The 13,563-nt window shown below is 60.7% G+C and carries 14 protein-coding genes; 5 read left to right on the top strand and 9 right to left on the bottom strand.

Features of this window, described 5'->3' with window-relative positions; all coding sequences use genetic code 11:
- The 4 genes from WCB02_RS14640 to WCB02_RS14625 form a co-directional block, all read right to left on the bottom strand.
- A partial coding sequence (locus tag WCB02_RS14640; RefSeq protein WP_423958936.1) for an ABC transporter ATP-binding protein occupies window positions 1–1,421 on the bottom strand: 1,421 nt, incomplete at its 3' end.
- Window position 1,422: 1 nt separating this feature from the next.
- A complete protein-coding gene (locus WCB02_RS14635) occupies window positions 1,423–2,340 on the bottom strand; it encodes an ABC transporter permease (protein WP_423958935.1) in 918 nt (305 codons plus the stop codon).
- Between the two features lie 2 nt (window positions 2,341–2,342).
- Window positions 2,343–3,323: an ABC transporter permease gene (locus tag WCB02_RS14630; RefSeq protein WP_423958934.1), complete on the bottom strand. Its 981-nt coding sequence runs from the start codon at window positions 3,321–3,323 to the stop codon at window positions 2,343–2,345.
- A gap of 76 nt (window positions 3,324–3,399) precedes the next feature.
- Complete coding sequence (locus WCB02_RS14625) at window positions 3,400–4,962, bottom strand: ABC transporter substrate-binding protein (protein ID WP_423958933.1); 1,563 nt, start codon at window positions 4,960–4,962, stop codon at window positions 3,400–3,402.
- A 516-nt stretch (window positions 4,963–5,478) separates the two neighbouring features.
- Between WCB02_RS14625 and WCB02_RS14620 the strand changes: the two genes are divergently transcribed.
- Entirely contained in the window at window positions 5,479–6,459 is a 981-nt protein-coding gene (locus WCB02_RS14620) for a phosphotransferase enzyme family protein (RefSeq protein WP_423958932.1), read from the top strand.
- A 372-nt stretch (window positions 6,460–6,831) separates the two neighbouring features.
- Here WCB02_RS14620 and WCB02_RS14615 read toward each other — a convergent pair whose 3' ends face one another.
- Together WCB02_RS14615 and WCB02_RS14610 are read right to left on the bottom strand one after the other, a co-directional pair.
- Window positions 6,832–7,323, bottom strand: a complete 492-nt coding sequence (locus tag WCB02_RS14615; protein WP_423958931.1) for a hypothetical protein — start codon at window positions 7,321–7,323, stop codon at window positions 6,832–6,834.
- A gap of 33 nt (window positions 7,324–7,356) precedes the next feature.
- The gene (locus WCB02_RS14610) at window positions 7,357–8,679 is read right to left on the bottom strand and encodes an ammonium transporter (RefSeq protein ID WP_423958930.1); all 1,323 of its coding nucleotides are present in this window, start codon (window positions 8,677–8,679) and stop codon (window positions 7,357–7,359) included.
- A gap of 214 nt (window positions 8,680–8,893) precedes the next feature.
- Here WCB02_RS14610 and WCB02_RS14605 point away from each other — a divergent pair, with 214 nt between their 5' ends.
- Window positions 8,894–9,220: a hypothetical protein gene (locus WCB02_RS14605; protein ID WP_423958929.1), complete on the top strand. Its 327-nt coding sequence runs from the start codon at window positions 8,894–8,896 to the stop codon at window positions 9,218–9,220.
- Between the two features lie 44 nt (window positions 9,221–9,264).
- A complete protein-coding gene (locus tag WCB02_RS14600) occupies window positions 9,265–10,971 on the top strand; it encodes a bifunctional protein-serine/threonine kinase/phosphatase (protein ID WP_423958928.1) in 1,707 nt (568 codons plus the stop codon).
- 208 nt (window positions 10,972–11,179) lie between these two features.
- Here the strand turns inward: WCB02_RS14600 and WCB02_RS14595 are convergent, their stop codons facing one another.
- Window positions 11,180–11,311 (bottom strand): hypothetical protein, encoded by a 132-nt coding sequence (locus WCB02_RS14595; protein WP_423958927.1) that lies wholly within the window; start codon window positions 11,309–11,311, stop codon window positions 11,180–11,182.
- Between the two features lie 5 nt (window positions 11,312–11,316).
- Window positions 11,317–11,520, bottom strand: a complete 204-nt coding sequence (locus WCB02_RS14590; protein ID WP_423958926.1) for a hypothetical protein — start codon at window positions 11,518–11,520, stop codon at window positions 11,317–11,319.
- 402 nt (window positions 11,521–11,922) lie between these two features.
- Between WCB02_RS14590 and WCB02_RS14585 the strand changes: the two genes are divergently transcribed.
- Window positions 11,923–12,213, top strand: a complete 291-nt coding sequence (locus WCB02_RS14585) for a hypothetical protein (protein ID WP_423958925.1) — start codon at window positions 11,923–11,925, stop codon at window positions 12,211–12,213.
- A gap of 468 nt (window positions 12,214–12,681) precedes the next feature.
- Window positions 12,682–12,969: an FAD-linked oxidase C-terminal domain-containing protein gene (locus tag WCB02_RS14580; protein WP_423958924.1), complete on the top strand. Its 288-nt coding sequence runs from the start codon at window positions 12,682–12,684 to the stop codon at window positions 12,967–12,969.
- 231 nt (window positions 12,970–13,200) lie between these two features.
- Here WCB02_RS14580 and WCB02_RS14575 read toward each other — a convergent pair.
- Window positions 13,201–13,563, bottom strand: a 363-nt coding sequence (locus tag WCB02_RS14575; RefSeq protein ID WP_423958923.1) for a hypothetical protein, incomplete at its 5' end; no start/stop codon positions are given.

Raw genomic sequence — 13,563 nt, 5'->3', positions numbered from 1 at the left:
TCGGAGAACAGGTCGATCAGTCTGCCCTGTTCACGCTGATCCAGCGCCGACAAGGTCTCGTCTAGAATCAGAAGCTTTGGATTCAGAATGAGCGCCCGCGCAATCGAGATCCGCTGCCGCTCGCCGGTCGAGAGCGCGTTTGGCAACTGATCATAGAGATCGGCAGCGAGCCCGACCTCGGCCATCGCGGCGGTGACGCGGCGGCGCAAATCCGAGCGCGGGACAGCACCGCGAATCAGGAGACTTTCCTCGATCATGCGGCCCACGGTGGTCCGCGGCGGCAAAGCGTTGTAGGGATCCTGCAGCAGCAACTGGAATTCGTTGCGCTTTCTGATGAGCTCGCGCGGTGACAGGCTGCCGAGCTCGGTGCCGTCGAGCACGATGCTGCCCTGGTCGGGAATCTCCAGCCAGGCCAGCAGGCGCGTCAATGTCGATTTGCCGCAGCCCGATTCCCCGACGATGCCGAAATTCTCGCGCGGCATGATGTCCAATGTCACGCCGCGCACGGCCTGCACATTGCTGTAGGAGTTGAATGTGCCGCGCTTGCGGGCGCGATAGGTCCGGTAGACGTTCTGCACCCGCATCAAGGGTACTTCGCCCTGCGCCTGGCGTCGCGCAAGCGGCCCTTCCGCCACCGACCACATGCGCGGAACGCTGGCGATGGCCTTGCGCGTGTAGTCCGTCTTCGGCGCGGCCAGCAGTTCGGCGAACCCCTGCTGCTCGACAAACCGCCCCCGCTGCAGAACGGCGGTGCGGTCGCCGAACTGGCCGAGCGTCGGCAGCGACGATGACAGATAGATTGTCGCCATCCTGTGACTCAGGCACAAATCGTGCAGCAGCGCCACGATCTGTGCCCCGATGGTGACGTCCAGCGGCTGCGTGACGTTGTCCGCGATCAGAACCGCCGGTTCGGCGCAAATCGCGTCGACGATCATCGCACGCTGCATCATGCCGCCGGAAAATTTCGATGGATAGTCCCAGTAGCGTTCCTTTGGCGAAGGGATGCGGACCTCGCTCAGGAGCTGGATCACCCGCTCCCGGCATTCACGCGGATTCCATTCCGGCCTGACACTGTGGAGCTTCTCGGCGATCTGACTTCCGACCGGAATGGTCGGATCGAGCGAACTCTGCGGCTTCGATCCGATATAGGCGATATCTCGGCCTGTCCGGACGTCCGCGCCGGCTTTGAGAATATCATGGCCGGCAAAGGCGATTTGGCCGGCACGATATTCGAGACTTTCCGGAAGCCAGTTCGCGAGCGCCCGGCTGAGCATGGTCTTTCCCGCGCCGCTTTCGCCATAGATCCCGAAAATATCCGACGTGTTCAGACGAAAGCTGATGTGGTCCAGAATGGGAGCGGATCCCGGCGTCACCGGACCCACTGTGAGATCGCTGACCTCCAGAATGAGCGAGAGATCCATGTCAGAGACCTCCAAAGACCCTGTTGCGCGCCTTCTCGAGCGCCGATCCCATCAGATTGATCGATGTCAGCGCAACCGCGAGAAAGATGCCGGGGATAGTGGCGATCCACCAGGCATTGATCAGATATTTGCGAGAATCGGCGATCATGCTGCCAAAGCTCGGCGTCGGCGGCTGGATGCCGAGCCCCAGGAAACCCAGGATCGCTTCAAAAATCATCATGCGCGCCACATCGAGCACCGCGACAAACGCGATCGGCGGCAGGATATTCGGCGCGGCGAACAGCAGCAGGATGCGCCAGTCTCCTGCCCCGAGAACACGCAGGCCACGCACATATTCCTTTCCGCGCTCGGCGACGGCGGCACTGCGTGCGACGCGGGCATAGAGCGGCCAGCCTGACAGCCCCAGAACGATGATGATGGTCAAAACGGTCGGCCGCGAGACCCCGAGGATGGTGATGGCCAGGATGATCATCGGAATCGATAGCTGGGCATCGGTGATCCGCATGATGACGATGTCCCACCATTTGCCCTTGAAACCCGCGAACAGGCCAAGGCCGCAGCCGATGACAAAGATCACAACCACGGTCACCACGCCGACGAGCAGCGAGTAACGCAGGCCGATCAGGCTTCTCATCAGCATGTCGCGGCCAAGCTGATCGGTACCCAGCGGATGGTTCCAGACCCACTTCTCGCCGAGAAACAGCGGAGGAAGGAATTTGTCCTTCACGATCATCTTGGTGGCACTGATCGCGGAGACCTCGGGATAGATCGCCGATACAAGCAGCAGCGCCAGAAAGACAAATACGCCGACGCGGAAGCTCGGCATGCGCCAGGCGCCGAGCAGGATTCGCCGATTGACCGACAGGATTCGCACAGGCTTCTGCTGCGGCTCGGCGGCGATGATCGTGGTGACCGCCATGATCAGATCTCCACGCGCGGATCGATCAGATAGGCAACCAGATCCACGATGATATTGATGAAGACAAAAACAGCGCTCGTCGTGATCGCGATACCCTGAATGACGGGAAAATCGCGTCCGACCACCGAAACGACGGTCAGGTCCCCCAGCCCCGGATAATCGAAAATGTATTCGATCACGAGCACGCCGCCGATCAGCGTCGAAAGCTGGATCCCGAGCAGGTTGACCAGTGGCACCGCGGCATTGCGCAGCGCATGGGCGTAAATGATGCGGCGCCGCGACAATCCGCGCACCCGCGCCTCATCGATGAAGGTCGACTGCATCACCTCGCCAAGCGACGTCGTCAGCGTGCGAATGATGAAGGGCGCAATCTCGACTGACAGCACGAGCGCCGGCAGCAGCACGTAGGAAAATCCCTGATAGCCGAGCGCCGGCAGCAGCTTGAGCTTGACCGACAGGAACAGGATCAGGACGATGGCCAGCCAGAAATTGGGAATCGAGACGAACAGCGACTGCACGCCAAAGGCCAGCGCGTTCTGCCAGCCGTGCTGATGCAGTCCGCCGGCTATTCCAATCGGAAACGATATCAAGAAAGCAAATAACAGCGCCACGGCGCCGAGCTGCAGCGTGAAGGGCAGGCGTTCGAGAATAAGGTCGGTGACCGGCGCCATATCGGACTTGGTCGGGTCGACATATTGGCCGCCGGTGGCGATCATGCCGCTACGCGGGCGCAGGTACGATTGCCCGAGATCACCCTGAAGCAGGCCGCGCATATAGCGGCCGTACTGCACGACGATCGGATCGCGCAGCCCCATCTTGGTCGCCACCTTCTCGACGACGTCAGGAGGCGCCATGCCGCCGACGATCAGCCGCACCGGATCGCCCGGAACCACGCGCAGCAATGTAAAGATGATGAGCGACGTGATGAAAACGATCAGGATGCCCTGTGCGATTCGTTTGACCAGGAATTCCAGGATCAGCATCGAGACGAGCTACCTTGGTTCATCGGATCGGGACCACGGCAAGCTTAGGGCCGAAGCCGGCTTGCCGCGGCGACCATCAGGCCAGCGTCGCCTTCGTCATGTCCTGCATTCCGTTCGGATAGATATAGAGGCCATCGAGCTTCTTGCTGTAGGCGTGGATGAAGACTGACGTAAACAGCGCGAGCGCCGGAGCCTTTCTGGCGATGGTCGGAAGCGTCTCGGTCTGCAGGATCTTCTTGCGCTCCTCGATCGTCGACGCGTTGCGTTCCTTGTCGAGAACCGCATCAATGTCCTTGTCGACGATACCGGTGATGCGCTTGGACGAGGAATGGAAGTGGGTCCGCAGCACCAGATCGGGTTCCGGCGAACCCGTGCACCACCCGCAGTCGATCATATGTCCCTCGCCGCCGCCGGGCTTGTCATAGAGCAGGTTGCCCCAGGCCGCGACCTCGAGAGTCTGGAGATTCACCTTGAACCCCTGCTCCTGCAGCATGCCGGTGATGAGCTCGGCATATTCCTTGGTCTTCGGATAGAAACCGACCGATGTGTAGTAGGTCAGCTCGGGCAGGCCTTCTCCCTTGGGAAAGCCGGCCTCCGCGAGCAGCTTCTGTGCCTTGTCGGGGTCGAATTCCGGATAGTCCGCGACCTCGGTATATCCGAACTTCACCGGTGAAATATGCGCCTTGGAATAGGTCCCGGAAACTCCGAGGATGTCGAGGATCTGTTTGCGATCGATCGAATAGCACGCCGCCAGGCGCAGCCGCTGATCGTCGAACGGCTTCTTCGAGCAACGGAAGAACAGATACTTGTTCTCGACCGACACCGCCTTGTGGATGTCGAAGCGCGCGTCCTTGGCAATGGTCTCGACCTGCTCCTGCTCGAGCCGTTCGATGATATCGGCCTCACCGTTCAGAAGCGAAAGCGTCCGCGTCGTGGTGTCGCCGACGAAATGATATTCGACGCCCGGGATCTTCGGAGCACCGAGGAAGAAGTCCGGATTTGCCGCCAGAACCGTGGTATCGCCCTTCTGCTCGACATATTTGTAGGGCCCGGTGCCGTTCATGCGTGCCGACAATTGCGCCTTGTTGGCGACGTCCTTGGCCGACATGATCGGAAGAAAGGACGAAAGATAGTAATACAGCGTCGCCGGGTAGCCCTGCGCCTTGGTGTTGATGTGGCAGGTGAAGTCGTCGATCACGTCGACCGTGACGAGCCCCGGATACCACTGTGCCGGGCGATCCGGCTGGGAACCATATTCATAAGTCGCCTTGACGTCCGCGGCCGTGAAGGGCGAACCGTCGTGGAATTTGACGCCTTTTCGGAGTTTGACCTCCATCGTGTAGGCGTCGATCGGCTTCAGCGCTTCGGCGAGTTCGAACACCAATTCGTCCGGCTTTTCCGGACGCATCGGCGCCCGCGTCAGATACCCAAAGACGAATCCCTCGACAATGAGCTGACCGAGATTGGTGTGAGTGGTCGGGTCCCAGTTACCGGTCAGCGCCTCCGCACCGAGGAAACGCAGCGTCTTGCCTTCGGCGGCGAAGGCGGAAGTCGTCAGAAAATCGGGGTTGATCCGCCCGAAGCCGTAGGCGGCGGCGCCCACAAGCCCACCCAGCATCAAGTCTCTGCGATTGATCATGTCGTATCCCTCGATGATTTCGGCAACGCTGAAACTGCTCTGTACGGTCGCGAGGCTCTCAGCCGTTCTCCACCGTCTCCGGCACCTGCAAAGCGTAGACCAAGCGACCCGGATGCCCGATTCCTGCTGCTCCACGATTCCGTTGCTGACGTTCGCGGTCACTGATCCCGCGAACGCCGGGCTCGCCTGACGAGGAGGCGTCGCTCAACTCGAAGGCATCGCGCTCTTGCGGTGTGCAGCAAAAGATTGATGGAAGGCGAGAACAACGGTCTGGCGCAAAGCTGGCTAGGGTGACCGCCAGGCTCGACATGCGCGGAATACCAGCATGAAACAGCGCGCTTCATACGCGATCCGGCCGATCCGCGGCGGCATCGCAGAACTCATCGGCGTTGCCGATCGCGCGAGGCAGATTCCGGACTCAATTGGAGCCGTCCGGGCCTGGCATGAGCTTTCCCTGCCGGGTGCACCCGCCGCCGATGCCGCCCGGGCCGCCCAATTTGCGGCGAAGCCGTGACGATGGCACTCGCCAGCATCGGAACCATGCGGGCCGAACTGGGTGGCGAGCTTTCCCGATGGGGAATATCCGCGCGAGCGACGCTGACATTCCTCAGCCACTCCGAGAACACCACATTTCTTGCGCACGATCTCTCGTCCGGACAGCGGCTTGTGCTGCGCGTGCATCGGATCGGTTACCACTCGCCAGCGGAGATTCACTCGGAGCTGTCCTGGATCGCTGCGCTGATCGCGGATGCAGTGATCGTGACACCGCGGCCGATTCTCGACCGCAACGGCCTGTTGTGTTGCCCCTTGCTTCTGAACGGAACGGTGCGGCAAGTGGTGGCTTTTGAGCATATGAGCGGGCACGAGCCCGATCAGTCGGCCTCGCTACCCACCTGGTTCCGCGAGCTTGGTGTCCTCAGCGCGCGGCTTCACGCGCACAGCCGATCGTGGAAAAGACCAGCCGCCTTCCGTCGCAAGACGTGGGACTTCGACGCCATGCTGGGAACGCGGCCGCTCTGGGGCGATTGGCGCGCGGGACCGGGACTTCGCAATGCCGACAGGCAAATGCTGCAGCGGGTCGCTGATGCGCTCGCGCGGCGGCTCCGCGCCTACGGTCAGGATAGCCACAGGTTCGGCCTTGTTCACGCCGATCTGCGTCTTGCAAATCTCCTCGTTGACGCAGACAGGCTCGGCATCATCGATTTCGACGATTGTGGTTTCTCCTGGTTCTTCTACGATTTCGCCGCCGCCGTGAGCTTCATGGAGCATCAGCCGATCGTGGCCGATCTGCAAAACGCCTGGCTCGACGGATATCGAACAGTCGCCCCGGTATCGAAGGAGGACGAGGCCATGCTGCCGATCTTCGTCATGCTGAGGAGAATGCTGTTGACGGCCTGGATCGCATCACACTCCGACACAGACACGGCACACCGGCTTGGAGCGGAATACACCGAAGGCACGGTAGCGATGGGTGAGCGGTTGCTTCGGAGGCTCTAGCCGGCCATTCCGCAATTGACGTCGACCCGTCGGCAAATAAGCCGGGGTCAGGCGCTGCCCAGCCGACCAGGAATGACACGCCGGAAGGCACCGTAGAGTTTCACCATGCCTGGGCGGTTATCGGCCGATCCGGAGGATCAGCCCCCCAACGGAGCGCCGCGGCGTGCACCGGCGCATCCCACAAAGTCTGCGCCTGGCTATCGAGGACCGGCACAGTGATCGAGACACCGGCCATGTCACCGCGATGGTGCGCGCGCTTCGCGGTGCGGCGCGCGGAGCCGCCCGGGTGCGCACGTCCATAAGCTTTTATGAATGCCGCGCGCTCGGCGGGCAGACAAATGGCAGACTTCAAGCGCTTCCCGCAACCTAAGCTCAAGAGGGCGTTTGCTGCGCAATTGGAAAGGCGACGGCGATCATCGCGATCAAGCCGACGATCAAAAGCAGCGAGATTGTCGCCGCAATCGCCTTCGCTTTTGGATCATCTTTCCACGATCGACCGCCATGACTTTTGGCGGTCATTTTGTCACCTTCAGCCCGAGGCTCGACCAGGCGACAGATGACAGACGTTTCTGAATATGCCTCAAGTTTCGACGAACGACCATTGCGAGATCTCATCGGGTGTCCTCGGGCGGATGGATCTAGCCGTTTGACGAAAGAGCGAGTGACCTGCCACGAGATCGTCAAGTGCGTCCACGGAATGCCGGGCCCCAAGTTCTTCATCTTCGAAGAACGGATGAAATGACCCTCACGCGGAAGGATTCGAATGCGCGCGCCGCCCGGATCTGTACAGCGCAAACGAAGCATATCCCAGTCGGACTGGCCGTCCGGAATCCGCGGGCGACAGATGCCGACCCGCGAATCCAAGGTCTTGCGAGAACTGAGGCCGAGCCTGGACGACTATTCGCCCTCGGTCCCGATCGCGTAAGCCGTCTCGCCGTGAACCGCATCGTCACCTACCTTGAGCGTCGCTTCATCCATCCGCAGCGGGACGATGAACGAGATGACCTTGAGGATAATGTAGGTCGCGATCACGTTGTAGACAATGATGAACGCTGCACCCTCCGCCTGCAGCAGGAGCTGCTGGGGATTGCCGTAGAGCAAGCCGGTGATGTTGACCCCGGGCGCCTCCTTGTCGGTGCCGATATACATCAGCATGCTTGGATTGGCGAAGATTCCGGTCAAGAGTCCGCCCGTGAGGCCGGCGATCCCGTGGGTCGAGAGGACGCTCAGCGTATCGTCGACCTTCATCATGAAGCTGGTTTTCTGCAGCTTGTTCATCGCGAACCAGGGAATGATGCCGGCAATAACACCAATGCAGATCGCGCCGACGCCGTCGACATAACCGGCGGCCGGAGTGATCGCGACCAGGCCTGCGATCATGCCGTTGACCGCACCCAAGACCGAAGGCTTGCCGTAGGCCATCTTGTCCATAAGCGTCCAGACCAAAAGGGCTACCGCGGTGCAGGTGTTGGTGTTGAGCACCGCCGCGCCTGCATCGGCATTGGCGAAATACGGATCGCCGCCGTTGAAGCCGTTCCAACCGAGCCACAGGATTCCCGCGCCGACCAGCGTCATCAAGAGGCTGTTGGGCGGGAAATGATCGCGATCCGCCTGCAGCCGCGGACCGATCACCGCCGCCGCGACGAAGCCCGAGGTTCCCGCTGCAAGGTGAATGACATAGCCGCCGGAGAAGTCAGCCACGCCCATGCTGGCCAACCAGCCACCGCCCCAAATGCTGAATGCTCCGACCGTATAGACCAGCGTCATCCAGACCGGGCAGAAGATCATCCACGCCGTAAAGTTCATGCGGCCAAGTAGAGAACCGGCTAGGATAATGACGGTGATAGCAGCGAAGACGAATTGGAAAAAGATCAGGGTCGCCATCGGAAAAGTAAGCGCCGGCATGCCCGCCGCTGCAGCCGGGACCGTCGCCTGACCGGTGGTGAATGCGGCCGATGTCGCCAAGCCTGGCGTACCCAGGAATGGAAATAGTTGTGGCCCGAATGCCATGTTGTAGTCAAAAAGGATCCAGACAACCAGGACGGACGCGAACGCGTACATCGCCATGAAGGCGGAGTTGATCGCCCACTTCTTCTTTACGATGCCGCCATAAAGAACTGTCAGCCCCGGAATGCTCTGCAAGCCCACGAATGTTGCAGCAGCGAGCTGCCACGCGTTATTACCAGTGTCCAGCCATTGTGGTGAAGGTACGAGCGCCATGAACGTTTCCCCATTTCATTTTTTTGAACGAAGCGCCGATCCGTGCACCAACTGCACAGATCGGCTCCGAAAAAAACGCAAGGAATATACCACCCGTCTAGGGTGTGTTGCGGCGTTGACTGGCATGGGTTTTTCAGGACGGCGAAGCCGTCTACGATCGACGGAATTGATCAAAAAGTATGCATATGTATAAATATTGAGCAGGATGATTCGAATGATTCTGATCCGGCGAGCCTTGAGAATTGGCGTGTTGACCTTTGCGATGGCGACCCCTGCCATGAGCGGCGAACCGCGACCTGGAAAGGTCGCACCGACCTGCAGCAACTTGGCCAGCGGGGCGAACTGGCAAATCGAGATCGACTACGACAAGGCTACCGTGGATTCCAATCCGGCCCGCATCAGCGATGGGCAGATTTCGTGGCACGACCCGACCGACGGTGGCAACTACACGCTTGACCGCAAATCCGGGGAACTTACCGTAGTCTTTGCGTCGAGCACCGGCGGCTACTTCCTCCATCATCGTTGCAAGCTGGGGAATTGAGACCGCGTAGTGGAAGTCACTGCGCGGAAGTTGGAGCGGCGAGGATGGCTCAGCGCGTTTCCGGCATCAAGGTGAGCGTCGGATTCGCCTCGGAGACCGGACCCCGCAAACGCAACGAGGATTTCGCCGGCGCAGTTTTCGGTCCGGAATTGCCGGAGCCGCGCCGGGACGTGGTGGCGGCGATCGCGGACGGGATTGGCGGCGCCAAGGGCGGCCGCCAAGCCGCCGAGATCGCGGTGCGTGGTTTCCTGGATGGATTTTGCGATCTGCCTGAGACCATGGAGGTACGACGCGCCGCCGCGATCGTCCTCGATGCGCTCAACGGCTGGGTTCATTCGCAAAGCCAGCGCGACCCCAACCTCGCCGGGATGGGATGCACCTTCACTGCGCTGGTGCTGCGCGGCCGTATCGCGCACGTGCTGCATGTGGGCGATACCCGCGCCTATCGTCTCAGCCGCGACCGCCTGACCTGCCTGACCACCGACCATGTGCGGCAGACCGGGGCCGGCCGGTCGAGCACCCTGACCCGCGCCCTGGGCGTCGAGACGGAGGTGCGGCTGGACTATACGAGCCAGCCGGTGGCGCAGCACGACCGCTTCCTGCTTTGCAGCGACGGCGTGCACGCCTTCCTCTCATTTCAGACTATCGCCGACATCATGCGCGAGCGTGTCTCTTCCGAAGACACTGCCCGAGCGCTGGTCGCCGCCGCACTCGACGCCGGCGGCGACGATAACAGCACCGCGCTGGTGCTCGACGTGGTTGGCGTGGAGACCGCGGAATCGGCCGACATCGGCGCCAATATAGCGCACCTGCCGGCGATCCCGGCGCCGCTGGGCGGTGAGACCGTCGATGGTTTTGTACTCAAGGTCTTGCTCTCGGATGGCCGCTATACGCGCCTGTTCGGCGCCGAGGACGAGGTCGAGGGTGGCGAGGTAGCGCTGAAGTTTCCCAAGCCGCCGGTCGTCAGCATCGCTGCCTACCGCGCCGCGTTCGTCCGCGAGGCGTGGGTGGGTGCACGCGTAACGAGCCCTTGGCTCGGCCACGTCATCGATTTGCCGCCGGGTCGGCAGACCTGCCTTTACACGGTCATGCCGCTTTACCAGGGCGAACTTCTAGAAACTCGGCTGGCGCGCCGCCCCGCGCTGGGACTGGAGGAAGGACGCAACATTGCGATCAAGCTCTCCAGGGCAGCAGCAGCGCTGCACCGCGCCGGCATCGTGCACCGTGACATCAAGCCGGACAACGTGATCCTCGAGCCCGGGGACTCCCTGAAGTTGATCGACTTCGGGGTGGTGCGAATTCCAGGACAGGAGGATTCCGCGCCCGAGCACATTCCGGGTACAGCCGCCTACATGGCACCCGAAATGTTCGACGGCGAAGCAGGCAACGAGGCGACCGACGTCTACGCCCTCGGCGTCACCATCTTCCGCGCCTTTACCGACGAATTTCCTTACGGCAATGTCGACGCCACCGGTCCGCCGCGCCGGGAGCGGCCGATGGCGCTCTCCGCTTTGCGTCCGGATCTCCCGGCCTGGCTTGAGGTCGCGCTCGGCCGGGCGCTTGCCATCGATCCTGCTCAGCGCTTTCGCGACATGGCCGAATTTGCCGTGGAGATGGAGGCGGGGCCAGCGCGCGTCCCGCTTGCGGTGCAAAGGCCGCGTACGCTCTATGAGCGTAATCCGGTGCTGTTCTGGCAAGGCGTGGCTGGGCTGCTGGCGCTCGCGCTGCTCGTATCGCTGCTGCGGCGCTAGAACCCTCTTTTGAGAGAGTGTATCGTAATTCGTGACCGGGATGACGCTCGAAGCAACAGAAGTCGCCCTTCGAGGAAAAAAGCCTCCGGATCACTCAGCTATGATCGTGGGTATTGGGGCATGGCGCAGCCGTCCACGTCCTCGCGTGGGATAATGCGACATAATGATACGGCCACCGTCGCAGTCAAAGTATTCCACGTGGCAACCCTCAAAAAAGCCCAATACAGGCCGAGACGATCATGAAAATACCGACGGCTAACACCGTGGTATCAACAATGACGCCAATGATCAGCTCGCTGCATGGCAGCAAAAGACGCGCGATAGCCATAAGCGCAAACATGGGGATCAACCAGACACTGAATTGCCTTCCGGCAATTTCAAGTTGAGCTGTTCCGGTGTTAGCACCGTGTTGTCAAGTTTCCCCCCCCCAATGATCGCGATTGTTGCATTTTCGACATTGCGATGCCACGCCATCGCACGCCACCAGCGCGTGGCCAATCGACGATAACGGCGAAGTGCGATTTTAGCGCGAGTAACACCGTATTTCATGGGTCAACATTCCTTCCCTTTAGTTCGCGTCGACCTGGAATGACTGAACAAGATAATTAGCCTGGACAAGATCGGAGAGGTATTTGACGCAGCAGCAGATCGTCGATGTGGCCAAGTCCGGTGGCGAACGCGATGATCTCGCCCCCGGGCGAGCTTGATCACGCTGTTGGCGCCTTCCCGGCACTGCTCGAAGCGCTTGATCGCGAAACGTCGAGACCGGTGCCAGGCCTCCGGCGCGAGTCCGCAAACACCCGTAAAATAATTCGCAGAAGCCGGCGCGCGCGTCGATTGACTGATGCAATTTTAGCGCGTACATCGCGCGCCGCCCCTCACCGCAGATCCGCTTGATTCCCGGACTGATCCAGCGGCCCGATTGCCACCCCCGCCGTTCAGGAAGCTCAGATGAATACAGAAACGATCTCTCACTTAGAGGGAAGGCTGATATATCTGGGTGACGGCCGCGTCGAGGCTTCGTACGAAGTGCATATCATCGATGGCGGAAAAGTCCGCTCACATGGCAACCGGCAGCTATGTCGCGATGAAGATGAAGCGCTCGATTGGCTCGATGAGCGAGCCATCGCCGAAAATGCAAGCGTCTATACGTTCGATAGCGTGGATGAAGACGGGAAGCCGATCAAGAAACTCCTTCACAGCATCTGCAATTCCGCAGCCCGGCCGTCAGGACTGGATTAAAGCGAAGAGCTGCAACCACCGTTGATCGCGTGAAGGGCGTTTGCATGACCGGCCGGGCGCTGTCCTGGCAGGCATCCCATTGCCTGCGCTGCAATTGACACAGGAGACTCGCGACCTGAGCGCTGTCCAGCGACAATGAAGAAGCCTTCTGGATCGACCGCGGCGAAGCAGTCCTCGTCGGCGAGACCCGGGTTCAATAGAACGCTCTGGCGCGGAACTGCCGTTCAGAATACTTTCTTTGATTCAAGAAACGCTCGAAACCAGACACGAGGCAACGCTTATGACAGGCGCAAGACTAAAGCACTACGGCTGGGGGCGCGAAGGCGAAAGCGCAGAGGAGCGGAAGTTTGTGCTCGGCCCCTACCGGGCCATATTTGCAACCGACCAATTCGAAACCATCGCTGTCCCGGGCCTCGACGATCTGTCCTTCGCCATTCTGGACGCGACAGGGGTGAAGGGTGAAGTCACTTGCCGGTTACCCACGTCTACCCCGACGGGCCCGCGCCCTATTTTTCCTTCCACGCGCTTGGTCGACACGGCGCACTTCTCGAGCAATGGCAGGCCATCAAGAATGCGGCAAGCGACGCTCTGATCGCGGCGGGCGGCACGATCACACATCATCATGCCGTCGGTCGCGATCACAGATTTTGGTACGACCGACAGCGGCCGGAGCTCTGCGCGGCCGCACTAAGGGGAGCCAAGCGCGAATTAGATCCGCAAGGAATGCTCAACCCAGGCGTCCTCAATGATCCGTAAGCGCATTCAGCAACAAAGCTAGTCTGGCTCGGCGCGCTCGGTATCGTCTCGAGACTGCTTAAGAACTGCTCGCCTCGATAGCGTGCGAGAACATCTGATTGCGCGCTTTATCGCGAACCATTCGAGAGCCTGGGAGCTTTCGCGGAGATGGAGGCCGTGGGCTTGTTGACTCAGGGCCCTCATTGCGGGTGATTCCTCGCTGACATCGCGGCCGCCGCGGCGAACCGATCCTTAACAACCGCACCGGTTGTCAGCATCCTCTCGCTCCTTCAAGACTTCGGCTTCGACCAGATCGATAATTTCGCGACGCTTCGTAGTATCCTCGATTTTCGCGAAAGCTTTCAGCAGCCTTAGGCTATCGATCTCCTTACGATCTTTGTTCATCCGACCTCCAATCGCTAAAAGTAAATCTAGGGCGTAAGAGCAAAATACGCTAGGCTTTTCCGCTGTAATCTCGTTTGGAACGGTGAAGGGCGTATCAGGCCAGCGCCGCGATTGCCCCATCTCATCGCGATCGGCGGCGAACAATTTGCCACCGTGGCCGCCGCGCTGGCCGTCAAGGCAGCGAAATGCCTTTGGCGATCGTGGTACGGC

The sequence above is a fragment of the Bradyrhizobium sp. genome, assembly GCF_049581145.1.
Classification (GTDB): domain Bacteria; phylum Pseudomonadota; class Alphaproteobacteria; order Rhizobiales; family Xanthobacteraceae; genus Bradyrhizobium.
The sequence above is the reverse complement of the archived record's forward strand: the minus strand, read 5'-3'. Positions and strand labels throughout refer to the sequence as shown.